Genomic DNA, 22,620 nt, shown 5'->3' with positions numbered 1-22,620 from the left:
TTGATACTCGGGCCATACCGACCAGACCCAGAGGGAGGAATGGGGATGGGCAAACGGGTTCTTCTGATCGAAGACGAGCCGAATATCATCGAGGCGATCAGCTTCATCCTGTCCCGTGACGGATGGACCGTGCACACCCATTCCGAAGGGGACACGGCGCTGGCGAAGCTCAAGGCGCAGACGCCGGACATCGTCATTCTCGACGTGATGCTGCCCGGGCGCTCGGGCTATGACATCCTGCAGGACCTGCGCCAGACCGACGGCCTGCGCGACCTGCCGGTGATGATGCTGACCGCCCGCGGCCAGACCAAGGACCGCGAGCTGGCCGAGCGGCTGGGCGTGTCGCATTTCATGACCAAACCTTTCGCCAATGCCGACATTCTCAGCGCTGTGCGCGCCCTGGCCGACGGCACCGGGGTCGGCGACACGGTGATCGGCCGCGCCGCCCCGGGCCGCGGAGCCGTCAACGGCGCATGAAGGCGCCCGCGAACAGGAGCGTCTTTCTCGCCCGGGCCTCGTTCCGGCGGCGGCGCCTGCGGGACGCGGCGCGGATGCTGCCGATCCTGGCGCTTGTCCTCGTGTTGATGCCGCTGCTGCAGACCGGCCACCCCGAGGCGCGGTCCTCGGGCGTGCTGATCTATCTCTTCGTGCTCTGGGTGCTGTTGATCGCGGCTGCGGCGGCCCTTGTCCGCCCGATCCTGCCGACCCGTGACGAAACCGGGAGCGAGCCGGAGGACACGGCATGATCGTGTCGTTCAACACGCTGGTCGCGGTGGCGCTGACCTACGTGGCCTTCCTGTTCGCGGTGGCCTTCGCCGCCGAACGGCGGGCCGCGCGGGGCAACGAGGCCTGGCTGCGGTCCTCGGCGATCTACACCCTGTCGCTGTCGGTCTACTGCACCGCCTGGACGTTCTACGGCGCCGTGGGCTACGCCGCCCGGTCGGGGCTGGAGTATCTGACGATCTATCTCGGCCCGACGATCGTCATGGTCGGCTGGTGGTGGGGGCTGCGCAAGCTGGTGCGCATCGGCCGGTCCCAGAGGATCACCTCGATCGCCGACCTGGTGTCGTCGCGCTATGGCAAATCCACCGGGCTGGGCGTGATCGTCACCCTGATGGCGGTGGTCGGCACCACGCCCTATATCGCGCTGCAGCTGCAATCGGTGACGCTGTCCTTCTCGGTCTTCGCCTCCGGCGCGGGCGGCGGGTGGGGCGAGGCGGATCTGTGGTCCGCCGGGCTTTGGGTCGCCGTGGGGCTCGCGCTCTTCACCATCCTGTTCGGCACGCGGAACCTCGACGCCAACGAGCGGCACCACGGCGTCGTCATGGCGATCGCGGTCGAGGCCGTGGTCAAGCTTGCGGCGCTGCTGGCGGTCGGCATCTTCGTGGTCTGGGGCCTCGCCGGCGGGATCGGCCCGGTGCTGGCGCAGATCGACGCTTCGCCCATCGCCCGGTGGGAGCAATCGGGCGGTCGCTGGGCCGGCCTGATCTTCCTCTCAGGAGCCGCGCTGCTTTGCCTGCCCCGGATGTTCCAGGTCCTGGTCGTCGAGAATGCCGACGAGCGGCACCTTGGCACGGCCAGCTGGGCCTTCCCGCTCTACCTCATGCTGATGAGCCTCTTCGTCGTGCCCATCGCGGTCATGGGGCTGAGCCTGCTGCCCGAGGGCTCCAACCCTGATCTCTTCGTTCTGACGCTGCCGCTGAGCCAAGGGAAGGACGGGCTGGCGATGCTGTCTTTCCTGGGCGGGCTCTCGTCGGCCACCTCCATGGTGATCGTGGCGACCATCGCCCTGGCCACCATGGTGTCCAACCACATCGTCCTGCCGGTCTGGCTGTCATCGCGCAGCGAGGGGGCGATCGTGTCGGGCGACGTGCGGGGGGTCGTCCTGTTGTCCCGGCGGCTGTCCATCGTCGGGGTCCTGGCGCTTGGCTATACCTATTTCCGGCTGTCCGGGGGCGGGGCGCTGGCGGCGATCGGGCTGATCTCCTTCGCGGGGGTGGCGCAGATCCTGCCGGCGATGATCGGCGGCATCTATTGGCGCGGCGCCAATCGCTGGGGGGCGGCGGCGGGGCTGATCACCGGCTTCGTGGTCTGGGGCTGGACCCTGTTCCTGCCGTCCTTCGGCGAGGGCGGCGTGCTGTCGGCGCGATTGCTGGCCGAGGGGCCCTTCGGCATCGGCTGGCTGCGGCCCTATGCGCTGTTCGGGATCGAAGGGCTGGACCCGGTCGTGCACTCGGTCATGTGGTCGATCCTGCTGAACACCTGCGCTTTCTTCACCGGCTCCGTCGTCGGGTTTCCGACCCCGCTGGAGCGGCTGCAAGGCGCCCAGATCGTCAACGTGTTCGAGCATTCAGACGGCCCGCGCACCTGGTCTCGCCAGGCCGCCGGGGCCGAGGACCTGCTGATCATGGCGCAGCGCATCATCGGCCCGATCGAGGCGCAGGCGATCTTTCAGACCGAGGCGCGGCGGCAGGGCAAACAGGGGTTTCTGCCCGATGTCTCGCCCGAATTCGTCGATTTCCTCGAACGCGAGCTGGCAGGCTCGGTCGGGGCGGCCACGGCCCATGCGATGATCGGACAGATGATCGAGGGCGCGACGGTCTCGGTCGAGGATCTGATCGCGGTCGCCGACGAGGCGGCTCAGATCATGGAATATTCCAACCGGCTGGAGGCCAAGAGCCGCGAGCAGGAGCGGACCGCCCGGGCCCTGCGGGATGCCAACGACAAGCTGACCCAGCTTTCGATCCAGAAGGACGCGTTCCTCAGCCAGATCAGTCACGAGCTGCGCACGCCGATGACCTCGATCCGGGCGTTCTCCGAGATCCTGCGCGATGGCGGCGACCTGAAGGGCGAAGAGCTGACCCGCTATGCCGGGATCATCCATGCCGAGGCCGTGCGCCTGACCCGGTTGCTCGACGACCTGCTGGACCTCAGCGTGCTCGAGAACGGGAACGTCACACTGAACCGCCAGCAGGGCAGCCTGGAGGAGCTGCTCGATCGCTCGGTCGCGGCGGCGGGGGCGGCCGGGGCGTTGACCGTGCGGCGGAACCGCGGGCGCGAGCAGGCGATCCTGGACACCGACCTCGACCGGCTGGCGCAGGTCTTCATCAACCTGATCGCGAATGCCCGGAAATACTGCACCGCGCCCAATCCCGAGCTGCGGATCGAGGTGCGCCGCATCGGCGACCGCGACGTGGTGGATTTCATCGACAACGGCGACGGGATCGCGGCCGAAAGCCGCGATGTCATCTTCGAGAAATTCTCCCGGCTGGCCGATCACGGCACCGCGGGCGGCGCGGGCCTGGGCCTTGCGATCTGCCGCGAGATCATGGGGCGCCTGGGCGGGGCGATCGCCTATCAGCCCGGCCAGGGCGGCGCGGCCTTCCGTGTGACCCTGCCGGGACGGGCTGCGCTGGCGGCCCAGTGAACCGGTTTTTGGCGGTTTGGCTAACCTCCTGTTAAAAGGGCCGTTCTAGGGTATGGCATCGCGACGGTTTGGAACGCTCATCTCGTATGGCCGATCAAGACATCAGTAAGGTGCTCGCCCGGATGGCGCGGGCGGGGGACGTCCCGTCCGAAAGCGGGGTGGTCACGCCCGTGCGGGCGCTGCGCCTGTCGCTTGCCCGTGCGGTCGAGGGGGCGGCGGGGTTGAAGGTCTCGGTCCTGTCGATCAGCGAAGAGGCGGGCGTGCTCGACGACCTGGTGTCGATGGTCAGCAACGACGACCTGATTCTCGGCCTGCATGGCGCCAAGGGGCTGGAAGGGCTGGCGGCGCTCGACCGCGAGCTGCGGAGCGCCCTGGTCGAGGCACAGACCATGGGGCAGCTCTCGGCGATGCCCGCGCCCGATCGCCCGGTCTCGGTCGCCGATGTGGCATTGGCCACCCCGGTGATCGACGCCTTCATGATCGAGCTGGTGATCGCCGCGGCGCCGACCGCGCTGGCCGGATGGACCGCCAGCATCAAGACCGGTGCCCGGATCGACGGCAAACGGGGCACCAGCCTCAAGCTGCCCGAGGCAGGGTACCGGATGTTCCGGCTGAGCGTCGATCTCGGCGTGGCCGACCGCGAGGGAACGCTGATCATCGCCCTGCCTCCCGACCGGTCCACGGCCGCGGTGCCGGCAGAGGAGAAGGACTGGAGCGGGCAATTGCACAAGGTGGTCAACGCGGCGCCGACGAAACTTACCGCGGTGCTCCACCGGCTCAAGGTGCCGTTGGCCTATGCCGAGGGGCTACGAGCCGGCGACATCGTCCCGCTTGCCGGCGTCACCGTGTCCTCGGTTCGGCTGGAGGGGCCGGACGGCAGCTTTGCCGGCACCGCGCGTCTGGGGCAGCTGGGCGGCATGAGGGCGGTCCGGATCGAGCCTCCGCCACCGAAGGAAATGCGGGACCACGCCAGCACGCCGATGCTGCCTGGCGACGTCGCGGGCTGGGGCGGCGCGGATGAGGAGGATCCGAACTGCGGCATCGACGACCAGGGGTTGGCCGGATACGGGATCGGCGATGACATGGACACCTATGACGGGGCCGCGGTGGAGGATGACGGGGGGGCGCAATACGGCGATCAGGCGTCGCAGGACGGGCAGGATTCATACGAGCCCGGGTATCCGGCGGAGGACCAAGGGTATGATGGCCATGCGATGACGGGGGAGGAGGGCTACGATCCGCAGGGGGCGGGGGGTGACGGGGCCTACGATCCTGATGCCTACGATCCCGACACGATCGATTTCGCCGCGGCGCCGATGTCCTTCGACGAGGAGCCGCAATAGGGCACCGGCGGCCCGGGTCGGTCCGCCGGTCGTGCTGTCAGCCCGGCGCCAGGGCGGAAAGCTGCATCTTCAGCCCGCTCAGATCGTAGCCGGCCTCCGCGGCGCTGTTGATCGCGGCCTCCGGCGTCATTTCGCCGGATTTGACCCGGCCCATGGCCCAGAGCACACTGCAGCGGTTGCCGCTGGCGCAATAGGCAAAGACAGGACCATCGGCGGCGGCCAGCGCCTCGGTCTGGCGGTCGACCAGATCCAGGCTGAAGCTCTGGTGCGAAAAGGGATTGTCCACGAAGGCAAGCCCCTCGGCCTCGGCCTCCGCCCGCATGGCCTCCGCCTGCAGCGCCGGAGGGTTTTCCGCATCGGGCCGGTTGCAGATCACGGTGCCGAAACCGGCGGCCTTGATCCCGGCCAGGTCAGCGGGCGTGATCTGCCCGCTGACGGCGTAGGTGTCGGTGATGTTTGAATAAGTCATCTTGCCTCCATTTCGCCCATGGTTAGGCCGCTGCGGGCAGCGCGTCCAGTCGCGCCTTCGCCATCGGCGCAAGGATCATGCCCGTGCCCATCGCCAGCAGGAACACCAACCCCGAAATCCCGCCAAAGCTGGCCGAGGCGATCGACGGGCCGGGGCAGAGACCGGTCAGGCCCCAGCCCATGCCGAACATGACCGATCCGGTGACCAGCGACCGGCCCAGGCGCGGCTCCGGCGCGGGCGGAAACTGGCCGCCCAGCACCGGCCTGCGGCGGCGCGTGAATTGCCAGGCCACGGCCATGGGCAGGATCGCGCCTCCCATGACGAAAGCCAGGGTCGGGTCCCAATCCCCGAAGATGTCGAGCCAGCCCTGCACCTTGCGGGTGTCGGTCATGCCCGACAACAGCAGCCCGGCCCCGAAGGTGCCGCCGGCGAGAAAAGCGAAGAGTCCGCGCATCAGATCACTCCCAGAAGGTGGCGGAACAGCACGACCGTGATGCCCCCCGCGCCGATGTAGAAAACCGTGGCCACGATGCCGCGCAGCGACAGGCGCGAGATGCCGCAGACCCCGTGGCCGCTGGTGCAGCCGTTGGCGATTCGCGTGCCGACACCGACTAGAAGCCCGCCCGCCGCCATCACCATGAGGTTGGCGGAGGCATGGGTCTCGCCGTTGCCAAAGAGCAGCGCCAGCACCGCGGGCACAAGGAAAAGCCCGGCGGCGAAGGCCAGCCGTTCACGGCGCTGAACGCCCGTCGCAGAGCCGTCGACCAGCCCCCCCACGATGCCGGAGGCGCCCATGACGCGCCCGTTGATCAGCAGGTAAAGCGCACCGGCGCTCCCGATGAGGCCCCCGCCGAGGAGGCCCCAGATCCATTCCATCTGCATTTCTTGTTATCCTGTTGTCCGTGTCCGAACCGTCAAAGCTTGTTGACCGGCACCTTGAGGAAGACGTCGCCATTGTCGTCGGGCTGCGGCATCTGGCCGGCGCGCATGTTGACCTGCAGCGAGGGCAGGATCAGCTTGGGCATCGCCAGTTTCGCATCCCGCGCGTCGCGCATGGAGACGAAGTCATCCTTGGACGCGCCCGCGCCCACGTGGATGTTGGATGCCTTCTGCTCGGCGACCGTCGTCTCCCATTTGTATTCGTCGCGGCCCGTGGGGAGGTAGTCGTGTCCCACGAAGATCCGCGTCTCCTCGGGCAGGGCCAGGATGCGCTGCACCGAATTGTAGAGGTTCTCGGACGAGCCTCCGGGGAAGTCGCAGCGCGCGGTGCCGAAATCGGGCATGAACAGCGTATCGCCCACGAAGGCCGCGTCGCCGATCACGTAGGTCAGGCAGGCGGGCGTGTGGCCGGGCGTGTGCATGACCTCGCCGCGCATCTGGCCGACCATGAAGGTGTCGCCCTCGGTGAACAGGGCATCGAACTGCGAGCCATCGCGCTGGAACTCGGTGCCCTCGTTGAAGACCTTGCCGAAGGTGTCCTGGACGATGGTGATGTTCTCGCCGATGCCGATCTTGCCGCCGAGCCGTTCCTGCAGGTAGGGCGCGGCCGAGAGGTGGTCGGCGTGGACATGCGTCTCGAGGATCCACTCGACCTTGAGGCCCTCGGCCTCGACATAGGCGATGACCTCGTCGGCCGAGCGCGTGTCCGTCCGGCCGGAGGCGTAGTCGAAGTCGAGGACCGAATCGACAATGGCGCAGGATGACCCCTGCGGGTCTCGCACGACGTAGGAAATCGTGTTGGTCGCGTCGTCGAAGAAGGCTTTGACTGCGGGCTGCATCGTTTATCTCCAGATTTTCTGTTAGCACCCATGTAGACGGGACTGGCAAACATTTCAATAGTGAGATATATGTTTGCGACAGGATGACATGAAAGGGCACTTCGTTGGCAGAAACCCTGGTGATTTCGAACGATGCAATGGCCGCGGCATCGGAACAGGCGGCGGGACTGCTCAAGGCGTTGTCGAACCCGGCGCGTCTGCGTTTGCTGTGCGCACTTGTCCCCGGCGAACGGAGCGTCGGCGAGCTGGAGGAGATCCTCGGTGCCAGCCAATCCTATGTCTCGGGCCAACTCGCGCGGCTGCGGGGCGAAGGTCTGGTGAGTGCCAGCCGCCATGGGCGGGTCATCCGGTATCAGCTGGCAGATCCACGCGTGACGCCGGTGCTGGAGCGCCTCTATGAGGTGTTCTGCGAAGCGCCCCCAAACACCTGAGACCTGTGGCACTGCCGCGCCCCCGGACCAATTCCGAGCGCAGAGGCTTGTCTTCGTCCGGTATGCGGGCAGTATGTGGATAAGTCGATCCAGTCCGGGACGACGCTATGCCGGGGGCGACCGACGGGGCAGTGATGAGTAAACCGGTCAAATATCGGATACGCGAGGGGGTCGCGATCGTGACGCTCGCCAAGCCGCCGAACAATGCCCTGACCCCCGAGGTCCGGTCCGAACTGTGGGACATCTTCGGACGCTTGGTGACGGACACGCGGGTGACATCCGTGATGCTCAGCGCCGAGGGCGACTACTTTTCCGTCGGTCCCGACGTGCGCGAAGCGGGGGAGGGCGAAGGTGCGCCGACATTGGCCGAGGTCTGCGAGCGGATCGAATCCTGTCCCCGTCCTGTCGTCGCGGCGCTGCATGGCCTGACCCTCGGCGGCGGAGCGGAGCTGGCGCTCGCGGCCCATTGGCGGCTTGCGGATCCGGATAGCCGGCTGGGCTTTCCGGAGGTCGCGCTGGGGCTGGTCTGCGGCGCCGGGGGAAGCCAGCGCCTGCCGCGGATCGTGGGGGCGGATGCGGCGCTGAGGCTGCTGTTGTCAGGGCGGCCGATCGCGGCGGATGCGGCCCGCAAGCTCGGTCTGGTGGACGGAATCGTGGTCGGACACCTGCCGACCGGCACCCATACCTATGCCAAGTCCATCGCCGCGCGGGGCACCGCGCCGCGTCCCACCCGGGCGCGACGGTCGGGGCTGTCCGACGGTGTGGCCTTCACCGAGGCGGTCGCACATCATCGCGCGGCGCAGGCGGCCTCGGCTCTGATCGCGCCGGCGCGGATGATCGATTGCGTGGAGGCGGCCTTGCTGCTGCCGTTCCCGAGCGGCCTGATGTTCGAGGCCGCGGCGCGTGCGGATTGCCGAGCCGATCCGCAATCGGTGGCGCTGACCCATGTCTTCCTGTCCGAACGCCGCATCTCGACCCGCCTGCTGAGCAGCACGGAGGGGCGACGGACCGTCGCCGAACCGGAGGGCGCACAGATCGTCGGACGACTTCAGCACGTCCTGGGCCAGACGGTGACCGCGCTGTCGGGGCAGGGGGTTTCTGCCGCGACGATCGACGCGGCGATGGTCGATTACGGGTTTGCCAAAGGCGCGTTCGGCGGCACCGAGCCTGGCGCGGGCCGTGAGGGAGCGGAGGTCGTGCCGCGAATCGTGGCCGCCCTGATGGCCGCCGGGGCGCGGCTTGTCGAGACGGGCGCCGTGTCGCGCCCGGGCGATGTCGATGTGCTTGCCGTTTATGGGCTGGGTTTTCCCCGCCACCGGGGCGGGCCGCTGAGGGCGGCGCAGAGCCTCGGCCTGTTGCGGATGAAACGGCTGATGGAGGGCTGGGCCGAGGAAAGTGCGCTGTGGTCTCCGCCCAGACTGCTCACGGAGGCGATCAAGTTTTCGGCAGGGTTCGATCAGCTGTCCGAGGGCCAGCCTGCCGCGTGATGCCGGGTGCCGTGCGCCTGCGGCGACACCCCACCCGCCATCCCCGGGCCTGTGTCGATCAGGGCAGGCGGGCCGTGACCTCGATCTCGATTTTCATTTCAGGCTCTTGCAGATCCGCGACGAACATTGTCGCTGCCGGTCTGATCTTGCCGAAGATCTCTGACGTTACCGGCCAGCAGGCCGGCCAGTCGGCCCGGTTGGGGAGGATGTAGCGGACGCGAACCACCTCATCGAGCGATGATCCCGCGTCCCGGAGGGCGCGGGAGATCGTGCTCAGCGCGTTTCGGCATTGATCTGCGACGTCCCGAGGCATGGTCATCGACGCGTAATCGTAGCCCGTGGTGCCCGCGACGAAGACCCATCCGTCCGCCACGACTGCACGGGAATAGCCGATCGTCTCTTCGAACGGAGAGCCGGTGGAAATGCGGCGTCGGCCGGAATTATCCGGCAGAGGCCGCATCCTTCTTCTCGTCCGCATAGATCATCAGAGGCGTGGCCTCGGGACCGACAGCCTCTTCGTTGACGACCACCTCGGTGACGCTGTCCATGCCGGGCAGGTCGAACATCGTGTCGAGCAGGATGTCCTCCATGATCGACCGCAGGCCGCGGGCACCGGTCTTGCGTTCGATCGCCCGCTTGGCGATCGCCGTAAGCGCATCCTCCGTGAAGGTCAGCTTGGTGTCCTCGAGTTCAAACAGACGCTGGTATTGCTTGACCAGCGCGTTCTTGGGCGCCGTGAGGATGGTGACCAGGGCGTCCTCGTCGAGATCCTCGAGCGTGGCGATCACCGGAAGACGGCCGACAAACTCGGGGATGAGGCCGAATTTGAGCAGATCCTCGGGTTCGAGGTCGCCGAACACCTCGCCGACACCGCGTTCGTCCACCTCGCGCACGTCGGCGCCGAAGCCCATGGCGGAGCCCTTGCCGCGCTGCGAGATGATCTTGTCGAGACCCGCGAAGGCGCCGCCGCAGACGAACAGGATGTTGGTCGTGTCGACCTGCAGGAATTCCTGCTGCGGATGCTTGCGCCCGCCTTGCGGCGGCACGGAGGCGACGGTGCCCTCCATGATCTTCAGCAGGGCCTGCTGCACGCCTTCGCCCGACACGTCGCGGGTGATCGACGGGTTGTCGGACTTGCGGGTGATCTTGTCGACCTCGTCGATGTAGACGATGCCGCGCTGGGCCCGCTCGACGTTGTATTCCGACGACTGGAGCAGCTTGAGGATGATGTTCTCGACATCCTCGCCGACATAGCCGGCCTCTGTCAGGGTCGTCGCATCGGCCATGGTGAAAGGCACATCGAGAATGCGCGCCAGCGTCTGGGCCAGGAGTGTCTTGCCGCAGCCGGTCGGGCCGATCAGCAGGATGTTGGATTTCGCCAGCTCGATGTCGGTCTTGCCGGCGTGGTTCAAACGTTTGTAATGGTTGTGCACGGCGACGGCGAGCACGCGCTTGGCATGCATCTGGCCGATCACGTAATCATCCAGAACCTGGCAGATTTCGCGCGGGGTCGGCACCCCGTCGGAGTACTTCAGCCCGGAGGATTTCGTCTCCTCCCGGATGATGTCCATGCAAAGTTCCACACATTCATCACAGATAAAGACGGTCGGTCCCGCAATCAGCTTGCGGACCTCGTGCTGGCTCTTGCCGCAGAAGCTGCAGTAGAGCGTGTTCTTGCCGTCGCTGCCTGACGCGTTCGCCATGTCGTTAATCCCTTGGCGGTTTGTCGGTCGTTTGCCCCGTCCCTGTCACCCTAGGACAGCGGGACAGGGCCTACAACGCGAAATTCGGTGCGACGTCTTCTGCGCCGGTTCTTAGGCTTCGGTGTCGCCAGGTTTGACCCGGTTTTCAACGATCTCGTCGATCAGGCCCCACTCCTTGGCCTCTTCCGGGGACATGAAGTTGTCCCGCTCGAGCGCGGCCTCGACCTTCTTCAGGGTCTGTCCGGTGTGCTTGACGTAGATCTCGTTCAGGCGCCGCTTGAGTTTCAGCGTCTCCTCGGCGTGGATCATGATGTCTGTCGCCTGGCCCTGGTAGCCGCCGGAGGGCTGGTGGACCATGATCCGGCTGTTGGGCAGAGACATGCGCATGCCCGCGGTCCCTGCCGTCAGCAGCAACGACCCCATGGAGGCCGCCTGTCCGATCACCAGCGTCGAGACGGCCGGTTTGATGTACTGCATCGTGTCGTAGATCGACAGGCCCGATGTCACCACGCCGCCGGGCGAGTTGATGTACATCGAGATCTCTTTCTTCGGGTTCTCGGATTCGAGGTGCAGCAGCTGCGCCACCACGAGCGTCGACATCCCGTCGTGAACGGGCCCGTTCAGAAAGATGATCCGCTCCTTCAGAAGGCGCGAGAATATGTCATACGCCCTCTCCCCCCGGCTGGTCTGTTCGACGACCATGGGGACAAGGTTCATGTAGGTTTCAACGGGGTCTCTCATCTGGCCTGCCTTCTCGGGTGGACACGTTCTACGGCGGAAATCCTTGACGGAGTCTTAGTGACGCCGCGCGGAGGCTTCAAGGTCGGCTGGTTCGGGACAGGCGCCGCGGCGGGCGGGATTTCCTTGACTCGAATCGTAAGCCTTGGCTTACCGTAAGTAGCGACTGACATATCTTCAACCCCTCCGATGCCCGGTGTGACCGCCGCGGCGCACAAAGGCCAGAGCAGATGCCCCCCGAGACACCGCCTGCCAGACATGTGATCGAAGCGCTCGCCGATCCGACCCGGCGGGCGATCGTCGAGGCGCTTCGCGCGGGGCCGAAACCCGTCGGCGTGATCGCGGGCGGGCTGCCCGTCTCGCGCCCGGCGGTGTCGCAGCACCTGCGGGTGCTGACCGATGCCGGCCTTGCCCGGGTGACCCCGAAGGGCAATCGCCGGTACTATGAACTTGCGCCGGAGGGGGTCGAGAGCCTGCGGCGCTACCTCGACACCTTATGGGACGACGCGTTGGCCGCCTTTGCCGACGCGGCCCGCAAGTCGGCAAGGGAGTAGCCCATGGAGCATATCACCAAAACCGTTGACGTTCCGTTGACGCCCGCGGCGGCGTTTCGGATTTTCACCCGCGACATCGCCGCCTGGTGGCCGGTCGATACCCATTCCATCGCGGCCGGGCGGGGAGGGCTGCCCTCGGACCTGACAGTCGAGCCCCATGTCGGCGGCCAGATCTACGAAACCGGGGAGAACGGCACCCGGGCGACATGGGCGCGAATCACGCGTTGGGAGGATGGCCGGGCGCTGGGCCTCGACTGGCACGTGGGCCGCGACGAGGCCGAGGCGACCCGGGTCCTGGTCCTCTTCACGCCGGTGGAGACGGGCACCCGCGTCGATCTGACCCATGCCGGGTTCGGCGCCATGGCCGAGAGGGCCGCGGCCATGCGGGACAATTACGACACGGGCTGGGACCATGTCCTGGGCCGGTGCTATGCCGGCCGCTGCGGCGTTGTCGCGACGGCGTGACGGGGGGGGTCTGGCCGGGGGCAGGGCGGCGCCTAAATCCCCGGGATGCACTTTGATCCGTCCCGCTCCGCCGGGCTGAAACGGTTGTCTGATTTCCTGCCCAAGGCCGGCGGCGCCTATGCCGCTCGGCGCAATCACGACCTGCCCGGGCATCCCCATGTCTCGGGCCTTTCGCCCTATGTCCGTCACCGGTTGGTGTCCGAGGACGAGGTCGTTCGCGCTGTCCTGGGTCGGTTTGCCCGGTCCACCGCCGAGAAGTTCCTGCAGGAAGTCTATTGGCGAACCTATTGGAAAGGCTGGATGGAACGCCGGCCCGAGACATGGGTCCAATACCGTGCGGATGTCCGGCACGGGCTGAACCGGGTGCAGACCGAAAGCGGCCTGCGCCGGGAGTGGGAGGCCGCCTGTCGGGGCGAGACCGGGATCGACGCCTTCGATCACTGGGCCCGCCAATTGGTCGAGACCGGCTATCTGCACAATCACGCGCGGATGTGGTTCGCCTCGATCTGGGTGTTCACCCTGCGCCTGCCCTGGGCGCTGGGAGCGGATTTCTTCCTGCGCCATCTGCTGGACGGCGATCCGGCGTCCAACACCCTCGGCTGGCGCTGGGTGGCCGGGCTGCAGACCATCGGCAAGACCTACCTGGCCCGCCCGGACAACATTGCCCGCTACACTGACGGGCGGTTCCGGCCGGCAGGGCTGGCGACCGAGGCCATACCGCCGGGCGGGCCTCCGCATCCGCCGCCCGGGCCCGTTCCGGTGGCCGACCAGATTGCGCCGGACCTGCGCACCGGGCTGCTGCTGCACGAGGAAGACCTCTCTGTCGGCTGGCTGCTGGACATCTGTCCGGCGCCGGTCGCGACCGCCGTGCTCGATGCGTCCGCCGATCGCAGCCCGCTGTCCGTTTCCGGACAGGTGACCGATTTCACCGAAGGCGCAATTGCCGACAGCCTCTTGCGCCACGCGCCGCGCCTGGGAGAGGTCGGCCGACCGGAGGATCTTGGCGCTTGGGCAAGGGCCCACAGGCTGGAGCAGATCGTGACCGCCCACGCGCCACAGGGCCCCGCGCGAGAGCGGATCGAGGCTTGGCGACGCGCCGGTGTGCCGATCCGCATGGGATTGCGCCCCTCGGATGCCGCCGCCTGGCCCCACGCGGCCAAGGGGTTCTTCGCGTTCAAACAGGAGATCTCCGGGCTGCTGGATCGTCTTCGGGTGACCTAGGCTCGCAGGATCGGCCAGAGCGTGCCCAGCAACAGCGCCGCCATGGTCCAGTTGAACACCCGGAACCGGACCGGGTTCGACAGCAGGCGGCGCAATTGTCGGCCCGCAACCGTCCAGAGGCTGGTCGACGGGACCGCCACCATGCCGAAGGCGAGCGTGGCCAGCGCCAGGCTGCCGACGGCCCGGTCGGGCAGGTAGACCGTGACGGCGGTCAGGGCCATGGCCCATGCCTTGGGGTTGATCCATTGAAACGCTGCCGATTGCCAAAAGGTCAGCGGTCGGGCGTCGGGGGCCGGGGTGTCTGCAATGGCATGCGCGCTCGCGATCTTCCAGGCGAGCCAAAGCAGGAACCCCATGGCCAGGATTTTCAGCGCGGAGTGCACGAAAGGCGCCAGCTCGAAAATCCGCGCCAGTCCGAGGCCCGATACGAAGATCAGCGTCATCACACCCACGCCGATTCCCGCCATGTGAGGCAGGGTGCGACGCACGCCGAACTGCGCCCCGGAGGCCATCAGCATGATGTTGTTCGGCCCCGGCGAGGCCGTCGAGACAATGGCAAACGCCAGCAGGGGCAGGAAAAAATCGGGTGTCATCAGCGGGCTCCGCAAACCTGTCGACAACCTTTCAGCTTTCGGCGGCAATGACCTTGCAGACTCGCCCCGTTTCGCGGATCTTTTGCAATATATGACCGGTATTGATGAAATAGGCGAAAAGATATTGCAGGTGCTGTCCCATGACGGGCGCATCAGCAACCTCGATCTGGCGGAGCGAGTCGGGCTCTCGCCCTCCGCCTGCCTGCGCCGGGTGCAGGAGCTGGAGCGGCGCGGGGTGATCCGCGGCTACCGCGCCCGGCTGGACACGGCGCAGGTCGGCCGCGGCTTCCTGGCCTACGTGACCGTCGGGCTGGCCGAGCATACGAAGGCCGCGCAGCACGCCTTCGAGAGCGCGGTCAGGACCGCGCCCGAGGTGGTGGAATGCCATAACGTGGCCGGAGCCTTCGAATACCTGCTGCGGGTCGAGGCACGGGATCTGGCCGCCTACAAGGCATTCCACACCGACAGGCTGGGCACGGTGCCCCATGTCCGCTCGATCACCAGCTATATCGTCATGGGCTCGCCCAAGGACGACCGGGCCTAGGAGGGCAGGGCGGCGAGTTCGGCCTCGGTCAGCCGTTCCGGCACGGCGACGGGTTGCCCCTTGGCGTCGAACAGCGGGGTCTGGCGCCAACGTCCGCTGATCCGGGCCGCCGCGATGCGCATCATCGCGGCCGCGATGAACTTGAGCAGACCCTTGTGGCTGGTTTTTCCGCCCGCGCCCGGCACGAAGGCCTCGGCCGTGACAGGGCCCAGCGGGGCGGCGTCGGCCAGGCGCGAGACCTGCATCGAGAGCGACGAAATTGTCGGACGTGCCGGGCTGTTGAACAGCGTCGCGCCGCAGCAGTTGGCATACCAGCGCAGGAACGACGGCTTGCGCAGGAAGAAGGCCGCCAGATGCTCGGCGCCCGCGTCGATCTTCAGGCGATCGGGTGTCGTCTGGAACAGCTCCACGGGGTCGGGCGCAGGGTCGTGGCCCGAGGCATGGATCTCGGCCGCGCGGCAATCTGCGCAATGGCACAGCGCACGGGTGCCCGCGGCGGGAGAGATGTCGACAAGATGGCCGCGCAGCGCCCCGCAGGTGCAGGCAAACGCTATGGTCTTGCCCATGTTACTCGGCCGCGACCGGCTGCGAGGCCCGCGGCGCGCCGGAATTCGCGTCGATGAAGCCGAGCACAAGCGGACGGATGTTGGTCCGCCAGGAGCGGCCCGCGAAGATCCCGTAGTGGCCCGCGCCCGGTTCCACGTGCCAGGCCTTCTTTTCGTCGGGCAGCCCCGACAGCAGGTCGAGCGCCGCGCGGCACTGGCCGGGGGCCGAAATGTCGTCCTCCTCGCCCTCGACGGTCTTGACCGCGACGGTCGTCACCTTGTCGAAGTCGACGTGCTGGCCCTTGACGTAGAACTCGTTGCGGGCGACCTCGCGGCCCTTGAAGATCCGCTCGACCGTCGAGAGGTAGAATTCCGCCGGCATGTCCATGACCGCGAGATATTCGTCGTAGAACACGTTGTGCTTGTCGAACTCCGACGCCTCGCCCCGCGCGGCGGCGAAGACCTGGTTGATGAAGGCCGAGCTGTGGGTGGACGCGTTCATCGACATGAACGAGGCCAGCTGCAGCAGGCCCGGGTAGACCATGCGCCCTACGCCGGCGTGGTTGAAGCCCACGCGCTGGATCATCGTTTCTTCAAGCTGGCCCATGGTGACCGAGCGGCCGAAATCGGTGACTTCGGTATGGTTCGCCTCGGGGTCGATCGGTCCGCCGATCAGGGTCAGCGAGCGCGGCTGGGCCTTGGGCTGCTCGCCCGCGAGATAGGCGGTGGCGGCCAGCACGAGCGGCGCGGGCTGACAGACCGCGATGACATGCAGATCCGCGCCGAGCGCCTTCATGAACTCGACCACATAGAGTGTGTAGTCCTCGACGTCGAACTTGCCGGCCGAAACGGGTATGTCACGGGCGTTGTGCCAGTCGGTGATGAACACTTCGCAATCGGGCAGCAGGCTCAGCACGGTCTTGCGCAGCAGCGTCGCGTAGTGGCCGGACATCGGCGCGACCAGCAGCACCCGGCGGCTGCGCGGCTTGCGGCCCGCGACCTTGAAGTGAATGAGGTTGCCGAAGGGCCTGGTCACGATCCTTTCGATCGCGACCACGTGATCCTTGCCGTCCTCGCCGGTGATCGAGGGGATGCCCCAGTCGGGCTTGGCGACCATTCTCGCGAAGGTCCGCTCGGTCACCTCGCCCCAGGCCTTGACGAGGGCCATGGCGGGGTTCATCGCCAACCCGGGGTAGGATCCGAACGCACGCATGGTCGAGCCGAGCCACTGGTTGGTGTTCCGTGCCGTCTCCATCAGATCGTAGGTCAACATGTATTTCATCGGCGGATCACCTCTTGCCGGGGTTGGCGCATACCCATCCTCACCACTATGGTCACGGTGACCTTGCCAAAGGGTCACTGTGGATGCTGCACGTGCAAAGTAAGGGGGGAGAGATGCGATGACAACTGAAACTTCCGAAGAAGGGACCGCGCTTGCGACCCTGGAGGCGAACATCACCAAGATCGAGGACCTCAGCCAGCGGCTGATCACGGCCTTTTCCTCCAAGCGCAGCGTCCCGCCGGCGCTGCAGGGCCCCAGCCAGGAACTCTACATGAAGGCGGCGAGCGCCTACATGGTTGAAATGATGCAGAATCCCGCCAAGCTCCTGGAGCATCAGGTGGGCTATTGGGGCAAGACGCTGAAGCATTACGTCGAGGCGCAACAGGTGCTTGCCTCGGGCAAGTTGGCCGCGCCGGAGGATCCGACGCCGACGGACCGCCGATTCAACTCACCACTCTGGGAGCAGCATCCCTACTTCAATTTCATCAAGCAGCAATACATGCTGAACGTCGAGGCGATCGAGCAGGCGATCGAGGGAATCGAGGGGCTCGACCCGAAGGAAAAGCGGCGGCTGGACTATTTCTCGCGCCAGATCGTGGACATGTTCAGCCCGGCGAATTTCCTCGGCACCAACCCCGAGGCGCTGGCCCGCGCGGTCGAAACCGATGGCGAGAGCCTGGTGCGGGGCCTCGAGAACCTGGTCGCCGACCTGGAGCGCAACGACGGCGAGTTGATCGTGACGCTGGCCGATCGCGAGGCCTTCAAGGTGGGCGAGAACCTCGCCACGACCCCGGGCGAGGTGGTCTATCGCAACCACCTGTTCGAGTTGATCCAGTACGCGCCGACGACCGAGAAGGTCCACCAGACGCCGCTGATGATCTTTCCGCCCTGGATCAACAAGTTCTACATCCTCGATCTGAAGGAGAAGAATTCGCTGATCAAGTGGATCCTCGACCAGGGCCACACGCTGTTCGTGGTCAGCTGGGTCAACCCGGACGCGACCTACCGCGACGTGGGCCTCGGCGATTACATCGAAGAGGGGTATCTGGCCGCGATCCGCGAGGTCAAGGCGATCTGCGGCACCAAGAAGGTCAACGCGGTGGGCTACTGCATCGCCGGCACGACCCTGTCGATGGCGCTGGGCGTGATGAAGCGGCGCAAGGACACCAGCGTCAATTCCGCGACCTTCTTCACCACGCTCACGGATTTCTCGGACCAGGGCGAGGTCGGCGTCTTTCTCGACGACGATTTCGTCGACGGGATCGAGGCCGAGGTGACCCGCGAGGGCATCCTCGACAGTTTCTACATGAGCCGGACCTTCAGCTTCCTGCGGTCCAACGACCTGATCTATGGCCCCGCGATCAAGAGCTACATGATGGGCGAGGCGCCGCCGGCCTTCGACCTGCTCTACTGGAACGGCGACGGCACCAACCTGCCCGCGAAGATGGCCGTCGAATACCTGCGCGGCCTGTGTCAGAACGACCGGCTTGCCACCACCGGGTTCGAGGTCGCGGGCGAGACCGTGCAGCTGTCCGACGTCACCGTCCCGGTCTGCGCGGTGGCCTGCGAGACCGATCACATCGCGGCCTGGAAAAGCTCCTATCGTGGGGTGCAGAAGATGGGTGCGCGCGACAAGACCTTCATCCTGTCCGAAAGTGGCCATATCGCCGGCATCGTGAACCCGCCATCGAAGATGAAATACGGCCATTACACCAATCCCGACCTGTCCCTTTCGCCCGAGGATTGGCAGGCAGGGGCCGAAAAACACGCAGGGTCCTGGTGGCAGCGCTGGAACGACTGGCTGGCGCCGATGTCGGGCAAGATGATTCCCGCCCGCACACCGGGAGACGCCGATCATCCGCCCATCGCGCCCGCGCCGGGGACCTATGTGGTGGCCAGTCCGGCCGCCTGACGCGGGGGGCGCGGACAGCAAGCATCTGATCGCGTCGACCACACGGAAATTTCATGCTGCAGCGCAGAAAATACTTGAAATGCTGCGCTGCAGCATGCATATTCCGGTCAGACACAGCAACAAGCCAAGTTTGAAGGGAATTCTCCAATGGCCACCGCAAAGACCCAAGATCTCTCCGCCATGATGAAAGACATGATGGGCGCGTTCCCCGTGGACACCAAGTCCATGGAAGAAGCGTTCAAGACCCAGACCACCCTGGCCGAGAAGCTGAGCGCCGTCTCGATCGACGCCGCCCAGAAATCCACCGACCTCTCCGCCAAGTGGATGCAGGACACGCTGACCAAGTTCTCCGCGATGAGCAAGGCGAAGTCCGAGCCCGCCGATTACGCCAAGGCGATGACGGATTTCGCGTCGACGACCGCCGAAGCCGCCGCCGAGCACATGGCTGCCTACGCCGAGATCGCCAAGAAGGTTCAGACCGAGACGATGGAACTCGTCCTGGCCGCCGGCAAGGACATGACCGAGGACATGACCTCGGCCGCCAAGAAGGCCACCGAGGACATGACCTCGGCCGCCAAGAAGGCGACTGCCGCGAAGTAAGACGTCGCACGGAACGGCGCGGCTCCTCCCTGCCGCCGACCGGTCCCGCAGACCTGGGGGCAAGCCATCGGCTTGCCCCTTTTGCGTTTGTGCCGCTGCGGCATAACGCTTGTGGAAACGACATGTGACGCGTAGGCTCCTCTGCACCGCAGCAGTGACCGTGGGAGGGACACGCTTGGCCGCCGAAAGCACCGACAAGCCACTTCTGATCAAACGATATGCCAGCCGCAGGCTGTATAACACCGAAACGTCCGATTACGTGACGCTGGAGGATATCGCATCCTTCATCCGCGAGGGCCGCGACGTCCAGATCGTCGACCTCAAATCCGGCGACGACCTGACCCGGCAATACCTGCTTCAGATCATCGCGGAACACGAAAGCCGGGGCGAGAACATGCTGCCGGTCGGCGTTCTGAACGATCTGGTCCGCAGCTACACCACCCAGTCCATGTCCGTCATGCCGCAATTCCTCGCCATGAGCTTCGAGATGTTCCGCGAGGGGCAGACCAAGATGATGGAGAACATGGGCACGATCAACCCGATGGCAAAGGTCCCCGGGTTCGATGCGTTGCGCACCCAACAAGAGGCGTTCCTCAAGGCGATGACCGGCGGCGTCGTGGGCGCAACCGGCCCGGCCGGGGAGGGCGAGGCGCCTTCGGGCAAGGCATCTGCCGGCGGCAAGGGCGATGACCTCGATGAGATCAAGAAAGAGCTCGCCGCGCTGCAGATGAAGCTGGCACGGATGGGCAAGTAGCGCTCCGTGCGCCAAGGGCTGGTGACGTCCCGGCGCCGGATGGCACAGAGCGGGCCCCGCCGCGCGGGCCGTGATCCGGACGGCTTCCGTCTTCGGTCAGAATTCTGCTTGGGATCGGCGGACTATCTCTTGCACCCATCGGCCGTCCTGGACCTGTCAGGCCACGGAACAGACCAAATTGGCGGGCCTTCTTGCCACCGGATGCCGAGACGACCTTGGGCGGCAGGTCTATGACGGTTGCCCAAATCCCCCGGCGTTTTCGAGAGCGGTCGGCAAGACAACCCTGCGGCGCTGCGCCAGAACGACAAGACCACCGAGTGCGGCCATAAGGAACCAGAACCCGGCGGGCAGAGGCACCGGAGCGATCGCCCAGGATCCAGCGGTATAGTTGTAGGCATCGCCCCCGCCGGGCCCCATGTTCCTTGTTCGGTCCTTGGGCGAGCTGCTGCTGCTCATGGAGACATACCAGGCATTGTCGTCAATGTTGATTTCCCAGCCGACGATAGCGCCGGTGACGTCTGTTGCCAGACTGAAGTTGTTTACATCATCGCCGGTCTCGAATGTCCGAACGCCAGTAAAGAAGGAAAAACTCGTCAACGATCCGGAGATATCCGTCAACGACATCGACGACGACAAGGGGCTGGCAACGTCGAACGCCCCTGAAATATTCATTGAGGTGTCATACGGCGCAAAATTGCTCGAGAAGGTCGCGCCCGTGTACTCGTACGTCGCAGCCTGAACAGATTGCGCGGTGAACGCGCCAATGGCCAGTGCCGAGACAATCGCACAGGCTCTGACATGCCGGGCAACGGCTTTCTGTCTTTTCATCACTCGTCCCCAAGTTTGGTGACATTCCTCCATGAAATGTCATTTTAACATCATGAAGCTTTTTTTTGATTTAATTGATAGTCCTTTTTCTTGATCTGAGCATTTGTCTGCAAGTATCGGTCACGGACGCGCTGTGCCTGCGCCTGCCGCCAGCAAAGGCCATGATGCCCCCGGTGAATTTCCAACTCCGCCCCGCTCTCCCGCTCGATTCTTGCCGATTTTCCGCAAAGTTCGGGAGCGCGAAGGTTTCCCTTGATCGGGGACCGATGGCGTCAGGGGCACGAGCGGCCCCGCAAGCGAGGGGCGGGCACCCTTTGCCAAGGGCCCCTACAGCAAGAGCGAACAGGACCCGGACATTTAGCCCAGGACCGAAACTTGAAGGTTGGGCGCCAGGCGGTCTTGATGGGCTGCGTTCGAAGCTGTTGAAAACGCTCCGGATCTCGCGGCCCGGAGCGCAGGGGACAGGTTGTCCGGAGGACCTCAGGCCACCTCGTCGAACACCTTCGTCAGCGCGGCGCCCAGCTTCTCGAACATCTCCGCCATCTGCGCGTCGGTCATGATGAACGGCGGGCAAAGTACGACCGATTGCCCCAGCGGGCGGCAGATCAGCCCGTGATCGGTGCAGGTGTTGGCGATCCGCTCCGAGACCGAGAGCGTGCCGGGGAAGGGGGTCTTGCTCGCCTTGTCGGCCACCGCCTCCAACGCGCCCATCAGCCCCTTGCCACGCCATTCGCCGATGTTGGGATGTTCGGCCAGCTTCGCCATCCCCGCCTCGAACCCGGGTGTCAGCCGGCGCACGTTTTCGATCAGCGGCGCCTCTCCGTCGGCCCCGTCGAGGATGACCTCGATCGCCTTCAGCGCAATCGCGCAGCCCACCGGGTGGCCCGAGGCGGTGAACCCGTGCGGAAACTCCTCGATCGCCTCCGAGGCGCGCTGCAAGCGGTCCGCCAGCTCCGGGCCGAGGATCACCGCGCCCATGGGGAAAAAGCCGGCGGTGAGGTTCTTCGACGAGATGATCGCGTCGGGCATGAACCCGTATTGCTCGCAGCCCCAGCGCGCCCCCGTCCGGCCGAAACCGCAGATCACCTCGTCCGAGACCAGCGGGATGCCGTGCTTTTTCAGGATCGGCGCGACCGCCTGGAAATAGCCCTCGGACGGGACGATGACCCCGCCTGCGCCCATCACCGGCTCGGCGACGAAGGCGGCGATGGTCTCGGCCCCTTCGCGGGCGATGACAGCCTCCAGCTCTGCCGCCATCCGGGCAGTGAACGCGGCCTCGGTCTCGCCCTCGGCGCCGTTGCGCCAGTAATGCGGACAGGAAAGATGCAGAAACCCGGGCAAGGGCAGGCCGAAGACCGAATTGTAGGGCTTGCCCGTCATCGAGGCCGACACGACTGTCACCCCGTGATAGCCGTTGACCCGTGTCAGGATCTTGCGCCGCTCGGGTTGACCCTCTGCCGCGTTGAGGAACCACAGCATCTTGACCAGCGTGTCGTTCGCCTCGGATCCGGAATTGGTATAGAAGACGCGGCCCTGCTCGAAAGGCGAGACCTCGACGAGCTTCTCCGACAGCTCGACCGTGCGGTCTGACATCCGGCCGAAAAAGGCGTGATAGCCCGGGAAACGGGCGTATTGTTCTTGGGCGCAGGCGGTCAGGCCGGGGTGGTCGAACCCCGCGACCATGTTCCACAGGCCCGAATTGGCGTCGAGATATTCGCGCCCGTGCACGTCTCGCACGTAAGGTCCATGGCCGCCGGTCAGCACCACCGTGCCGCGCTCGGCGATGGTGGGCAGATCGGTGAATCCATAGAGCGTGTGGGCGGCGGCGCGCACCTCCCAGGAGTTCGTCTTGTCATCGGGCATGGGGCACCTCTCCGGTTCGCGCCGACACTATGCCCGGCGCCTGTCCGCCGCAATCCATCAAGGGCATGCGCGACGTTGCGGGC

The 22,620-nt window shown here is 66.0% G+C and carries 25 protein-coding genes; 13 read left to right on the top strand and 12 right to left on the bottom strand.

Annotation, left to right across the window (positions count from 1 at the left end; translation table 11 throughout):
• Positions 1-45: 45 nt before the first annotated feature.
• The 4 genes from ROA7023_RS02415 (at position 46) to ROA7023_RS02400 (ending at position 4,770) form a co-directional block, all read left to right on the top strand.
• Positions 46-477, top strand: coding sequence for a response regulator transcription factor (locus ROA7023_RS02415; protein ID WP_085877388.1), 432 nt, complete (start codon positions 46-48; stop codon positions 475-477).
• Complete coding sequence (locus tag ROA7023_RS02410) at positions 474-746, top strand: hypothetical protein (protein WP_085877387.1); 273 nt, start codon at positions 474-476, stop codon at positions 744-746. Before ROA7023_RS02415 ends, ROA7023_RS02410 begins: the two co-directional genes overlap by 4 nt.
• Positions 746-3,427, top strand: coding sequence for an ATP-binding protein (locus tag ROA7023_RS02405; RefSeq protein WP_085877446.1), 2,682 nt, complete (start codon positions 746-748; stop codon positions 3,425-3,427). Before ROA7023_RS02410 ends, ROA7023_RS02405 begins: the two co-directional genes overlap by 1 nt.
• Positions 3,428-3,513: 86 nt before the next feature.
• Positions 3,514-4,770, top strand: a complete 1,257-nt coding sequence (locus ROA7023_RS02400; RefSeq protein WP_143535413.1) for a flagellar motor switch protein FliM — start codon at positions 3,514-3,516, stop codon at positions 4,768-4,770.
• A 37-nt stretch (positions 4,771-4,807) separates the two neighbouring features.
• Here the strand turns inward: ROA7023_RS02400 and ROA7023_RS02395 are convergent, their stop codons facing one another.
• Genes ROA7023_RS02395 through ROA7023_RS02380 form a run of 4 tightly spaced genes read right to left on the bottom strand, consistent with a single transcriptional unit; the run spans position 4,808 to position 7,017 of the window.
• A complete protein-coding gene (locus ROA7023_RS02395; protein WP_085877385.1) occupies positions 4,808-5,239 on the bottom strand; it encodes a protein tyrosine phosphatase family protein in 432 nt (143 codons plus the stop codon).
• A 22-nt stretch (positions 5,240-5,261) separates the two neighbouring features.
• Positions 5,262-5,693 (bottom strand): DUF6691 family protein, encoded by a 432-nt coding sequence (locus tag ROA7023_RS02390; protein ID WP_085877384.1) that lies wholly within the window; start codon positions 5,691-5,693, stop codon positions 5,262-5,264.
• The gene (locus tag ROA7023_RS02385) at positions 5,693-6,121 is read right to left on the bottom strand and encodes a YeeE/YedE family protein (protein WP_085877383.1); all 429 of its coding nucleotides are present in this window, start codon (positions 6,119-6,121) and stop codon (positions 5,693-5,695) included. Before ROA7023_RS02385 ends, ROA7023_RS02390 begins: the two co-directional genes overlap by 1 nt.
• A gap of 32 nt (positions 6,122-6,153) precedes the next feature.
• Positions 6,154-7,017 carry an MBL fold metallo-hydrolase gene (locus tag ROA7023_RS02380; RefSeq protein WP_085877382.1) on the bottom strand — a complete coding sequence of 288 codons (864 nt, stop codon included), beginning with the start codon at positions 7,015-7,017 and terminating at the stop codon, positions 6,154-6,156.
• A 137-nt stretch (positions 7,018-7,154) separates the two neighbouring features.
• Between ROA7023_RS02380 and ROA7023_RS02375 the strand changes: the two genes are divergently transcribed.
• Together ROA7023_RS02375 and ROA7023_RS02370 are read left to right on the top strand one after the other, a co-directional pair.
• Positions 7,155-7,448 carry an ArsR/SmtB family transcription factor gene (locus ROA7023_RS02375; protein WP_085877445.1) on the top strand — a complete coding sequence of 98 codons (294 nt, stop codon included), beginning with the start codon at positions 7,155-7,157 and terminating at the stop codon, positions 7,446-7,448.
• 134 nt (positions 7,449-7,582) lie between these two features.
• Entirely contained in the window at positions 7,583-8,935 is a 1,353-nt protein-coding gene (locus tag ROA7023_RS02370) for an enoyl-CoA hydratase-related protein (protein WP_159458425.1), read from the top strand.
• A 58-nt stretch (positions 8,936-8,993) separates the two neighbouring features.
• Here the strand turns inward: ROA7023_RS02370 and ROA7023_RS02365 are convergent, their stop codons facing one another.
• The 3 genes from ROA7023_RS02365 to ROA7023_RS02355 form a co-directional block, all read right to left on the bottom strand.
• Positions 8,994-9,395: a RidA family protein gene (locus tag ROA7023_RS02365; protein ID WP_085877380.1), complete on the bottom strand. Its 402-nt coding sequence runs from the start codon at positions 9,393-9,395 to the stop codon at positions 8,994-8,996.
• Complete coding sequence (gene clpX, locus ROA7023_RS02360) at positions 9,376-10,638, bottom strand: ATP-dependent Clp protease ATP-binding subunit ClpX (protein WP_085877379.1); 1,263 nt, start codon at positions 10,636-10,638, stop codon at positions 9,376-9,378. Before clpX ends, ROA7023_RS02365 begins: the two co-directional genes overlap by 20 nt.
• Positions 10,639-10,749: 111 nt before the next feature.
• Entirely contained in the window at positions 10,750-11,379 is a 630-nt protein-coding gene (locus tag ROA7023_RS02355) for an ATP-dependent Clp protease proteolytic subunit (RefSeq protein ID WP_085877378.1), read from the bottom strand.
• A gap of 227 nt (positions 11,380-11,606) precedes the next feature.
• Here ROA7023_RS02355 and ROA7023_RS02350 point away from each other — a divergent pair, with 227 nt between their 5' ends.
• The 3 genes from ROA7023_RS02350 (at position 11,607) to ROA7023_RS02340 (ending at position 13,616) form a co-directional block, all read left to right on the top strand.
• Entirely contained in the window at positions 11,607-11,930 is a 324-nt protein-coding gene (locus tag ROA7023_RS02350) for an ArsR/SmtB family transcription factor (protein WP_085877377.1), read from the top strand.
• Between the two features lie 3 nt (positions 11,931-11,933).
• The gene (locus ROA7023_RS02345; protein ID WP_085877376.1) at positions 11,934-12,395 is read left to right on the top strand and encodes an SRPBCC domain-containing protein; all 462 of its coding nucleotides are present in this window, start codon (positions 11,934-11,936) and stop codon (positions 12,393-12,395) included.
• Between the two features lie 84 nt (positions 12,396-12,479).
• On the top strand, positions 12,480-13,616 hold the full coding sequence (locus ROA7023_RS02340) for an FAD-binding domain-containing protein (protein ID WP_234991975.1): 1,137 nt from the start codon (positions 12,480-12,482) through the stop codon (positions 13,614-13,616).
• On the opposite strand, the gene ROA7023_RS02335 is transcribed toward ROA7023_RS02340, so the two are convergent.
• Positions 13,613-14,209 (bottom strand): LysE family translocator, encoded by a 597-nt coding sequence (locus ROA7023_RS02335; RefSeq protein WP_085877374.1) that lies wholly within the window; start codon positions 14,207-14,209, stop codon positions 13,613-13,615. The genes ROA7023_RS02340 and ROA7023_RS02335 overlap by 4 nt on opposite strands.
• 91 nt (positions 14,210-14,300) lie before the next feature.
• Between ROA7023_RS02335 and ROA7023_RS02330 the strand changes: the two genes are divergently transcribed.
• Positions 14,301-14,753: an Lrp/AsnC family transcriptional regulator gene (locus ROA7023_RS02330; protein ID WP_085877444.1), complete on the top strand. Its 453-nt coding sequence runs from the start codon at positions 14,301-14,303 to the stop codon at positions 14,751-14,753.
• Here the strand turns inward: ROA7023_RS02330 and ROA7023_RS02325 are convergent.
• On the bottom strand, positions 14,750-15,319 hold the full coding sequence (locus tag ROA7023_RS02325; protein ID WP_085877373.1) for a DUF6151 family protein: 570 nt from the start codon (positions 15,317-15,319) through the stop codon (positions 14,750-14,752). The genes ROA7023_RS02330 and ROA7023_RS02325 overlap by 4 nt on opposite strands.
• Before the next feature lies 1 nt (position 15,320).
• Positions 15,321-16,580, bottom strand: coding sequence for a polyhydroxyalkanoate depolymerase (gene phaZ / locus ROA7023_RS02320; RefSeq protein WP_085877372.1), 1,260 nt, complete (start codon positions 16,578-16,580; stop codon positions 15,321-15,323).
• Positions 16,581-16,698: 118 nt separating this feature from the next.
• Here phaZ and ROA7023_RS02315 point away from each other — a divergent pair, with 118 nt between their 5' ends.
• From ROA7023_RS02315 to phaR, 3 genes are all read left to right on the top strand, one after another.
• Positions 16,699-18,492 carry a PHA/PHB synthase family protein gene (locus ROA7023_RS02315; RefSeq protein ID WP_085877371.1) on the top strand — a complete coding sequence of 598 codons (1,794 nt, stop codon included), beginning with the start codon at positions 16,699-16,701 and terminating at the stop codon, positions 18,490-18,492.
• 147 nt (positions 18,493-18,639) lie between these two features.
• Complete coding sequence (locus ROA7023_RS02310) at positions 18,640-19,092, top strand: phasin family protein (protein ID WP_085877370.1); 453 nt, start codon at positions 18,640-18,642, stop codon at positions 19,090-19,092.
• Between the two features lie 175 nt (positions 19,093-19,267).
• Positions 19,268-19,846: a polyhydroxyalkanoate synthesis repressor PhaR gene (gene phaR, locus ROA7023_RS02305; protein WP_085877369.1), complete on the top strand. Its 579-nt coding sequence runs from the start codon at positions 19,268-19,270 to the stop codon at positions 19,844-19,846.
• 228 nt (positions 19,847-20,074) lie between these two features.
• On the opposite strand, the gene ROA7023_RS02300 is transcribed toward phaR, so the two are convergent.
• Together ROA7023_RS02300 and ROA7023_RS02295 are read right to left on the bottom strand one after the other, a co-directional pair.
• Positions 20,075-20,674: a VPLPA-CTERM sorting domain-containing protein gene (locus tag ROA7023_RS02300; protein WP_159458424.1), complete on the bottom strand. Its 600-nt coding sequence runs from the start codon at positions 20,672-20,674 to the stop codon at positions 20,075-20,077.
• 480 nt (positions 20,675-21,154) lie between these two features.
• Positions 21,155-22,537: an aminotransferase gene (locus ROA7023_RS02295; protein ID WP_085877367.1), complete on the bottom strand. Its 1,383-nt coding sequence runs from the start codon at positions 22,535-22,537 to the stop codon at positions 21,155-21,157.
• Positions 22,538-22,620: the final 83 nt, after the last annotated feature.

The organism is Roseisalinus antarcticus (assembly GCF_900172355.1).
Taxonomy (GTDB): domain Bacteria; phylum Pseudomonadota; class Alphaproteobacteria; order Rhodobacterales; family Rhodobacteraceae; genus Oceanicola; species Oceanicola antarcticus_A.
The sequence above is the reverse complement of the archived record's forward strand: the minus strand, read 5'-3'. Positions and strand labels throughout refer to the sequence as shown.

Coding starts and splice junctions, on each gene's coding strand:
- ROA7023_RS02415 (WP_085877388.1), top strand. CDS start 46: ATGGGCAAACGGGTTCTTCTGATCGAAGACGAGCCGAATATCATCGAG.
- ROA7023_RS02410 (WP_085877387.1), top strand. CDS start 474: ATGAAGGCGCCCGCGAACAGGAGCGTCTTTCTCGCCCGGGCCTCGTTC.
- ROA7023_RS02400 (WP_143535413.1), top strand. CDS start 3,514: ATGGCCGATCAAGACATCAGTAAGGTGCTCGCCCGGATGGCGCGGGCG.
- ROA7023_RS02395 (WP_085877385.1), bottom strand. CDS start 5,239: ATGACTTATTCAAACATCACCGACACCTACGCCGTCAGCGGGCAGATC.
- ROA7023_RS02390 (WP_085877384.1), bottom strand. CDS start 5,693: ATGCGCGGACTCTTCGCTTTTCTCGCCGGCGGCACCTTCGGGGCCGGG.
- ROA7023_RS02385 (WP_085877383.1), bottom strand. CDS start 6,121: ATGCAGATGGAATGGATCTGGGGCCTCCTCGGCGGGGGCCTCATCGGG.
- ROA7023_RS02380 (WP_085877382.1), bottom strand. CDS start 7,017: ATGCAGCCCGCAGTCAAAGCCTTCTTCGACGACGCGACCAACACGATT.
- ROA7023_RS02375 (WP_085877445.1), top strand. CDS start 7,155: ATGGCCGCGGCATCGGAACAGGCGGCGGGACTGCTCAAGGCGTTGTCG.
- ROA7023_RS02370 (WP_159458425.1), top strand. CDS start 7,583: ATGAGTAAACCGGTCAAATATCGGATACGCGAGGGGGTCGCGATCGTG.
- ROA7023_RS02365 (WP_085877380.1), bottom strand. CDS start 9,395: ATGCGGCCTCTGCCGGATAATTCCGGCCGACGCCGCATTTCCACCGGC.
- clpX (WP_085877379.1), bottom strand. CDS start 10,638: ATGGCGAACGCGTCAGGCAGCGACGGCAAGAACACGCTCTACTGCAGC.
- ROA7023_RS02355 (WP_085877378.1), bottom strand. CDS start 11,379: ATGAGAGACCCCGTTGAAACCTACATGAACCTTGTCCCCATGGTCGTC.
- ROA7023_RS02350 (WP_085877377.1), top strand. CDS start 11,607: ATGCCCCCCGAGACACCGCCTGCCAGACATGTGATCGAAGCGCTCGCC.
- ROA7023_RS02345 (WP_085877376.1), top strand. CDS start 11,934: ATGGAGCATATCACCAAAACCGTTGACGTTCCGTTGACGCCCGCGGCG.
- ROA7023_RS02335 (WP_085877374.1), bottom strand. CDS start 14,209: ATGACACCCGATTTTTTCCTGCCCCTGCTGGCGTTTGCCATTGTCTCG.
- ROA7023_RS02330 (WP_085877444.1), top strand. CDS start 14,301: ATGACCGGTATTGATGAAATAGGCGAAAAGATATTGCAGGTGCTGTCC.
- ROA7023_RS02325 (WP_085877373.1), bottom strand. CDS start 15,319: ATGGGCAAGACCATAGCGTTTGCCTGCACCTGCGGGGCGCTGCGCGGC.
- phaZ (WP_085877372.1), bottom strand. CDS start 16,580: ATGAAATACATGTTGACCTACGATCTGATGGAGACGGCACGGAACACC.
- ROA7023_RS02315 (WP_085877371.1), top strand. CDS start 16,699: ATGACAACTGAAACTTCCGAAGAAGGGACCGCGCTTGCGACCCTGGAG.
- ROA7023_RS02310 (WP_085877370.1), top strand. CDS start 18,640: ATGGCCACCGCAAAGACCCAAGATCTCTCCGCCATGATGAAAGACATG.
- ROA7023_RS02300 (WP_159458424.1), bottom strand. CDS start 20,674: ATGAAAAGACAGAAAGCCGTTGCCCGGCATGTCAGAGCCTGTGCGATT.
- ROA7023_RS02295 (WP_085877367.1), bottom strand. CDS start 22,537: ATGCCCGATGACAAGACGAACTCCTGGGAGGTGCGCGCCGCCGCCCAC.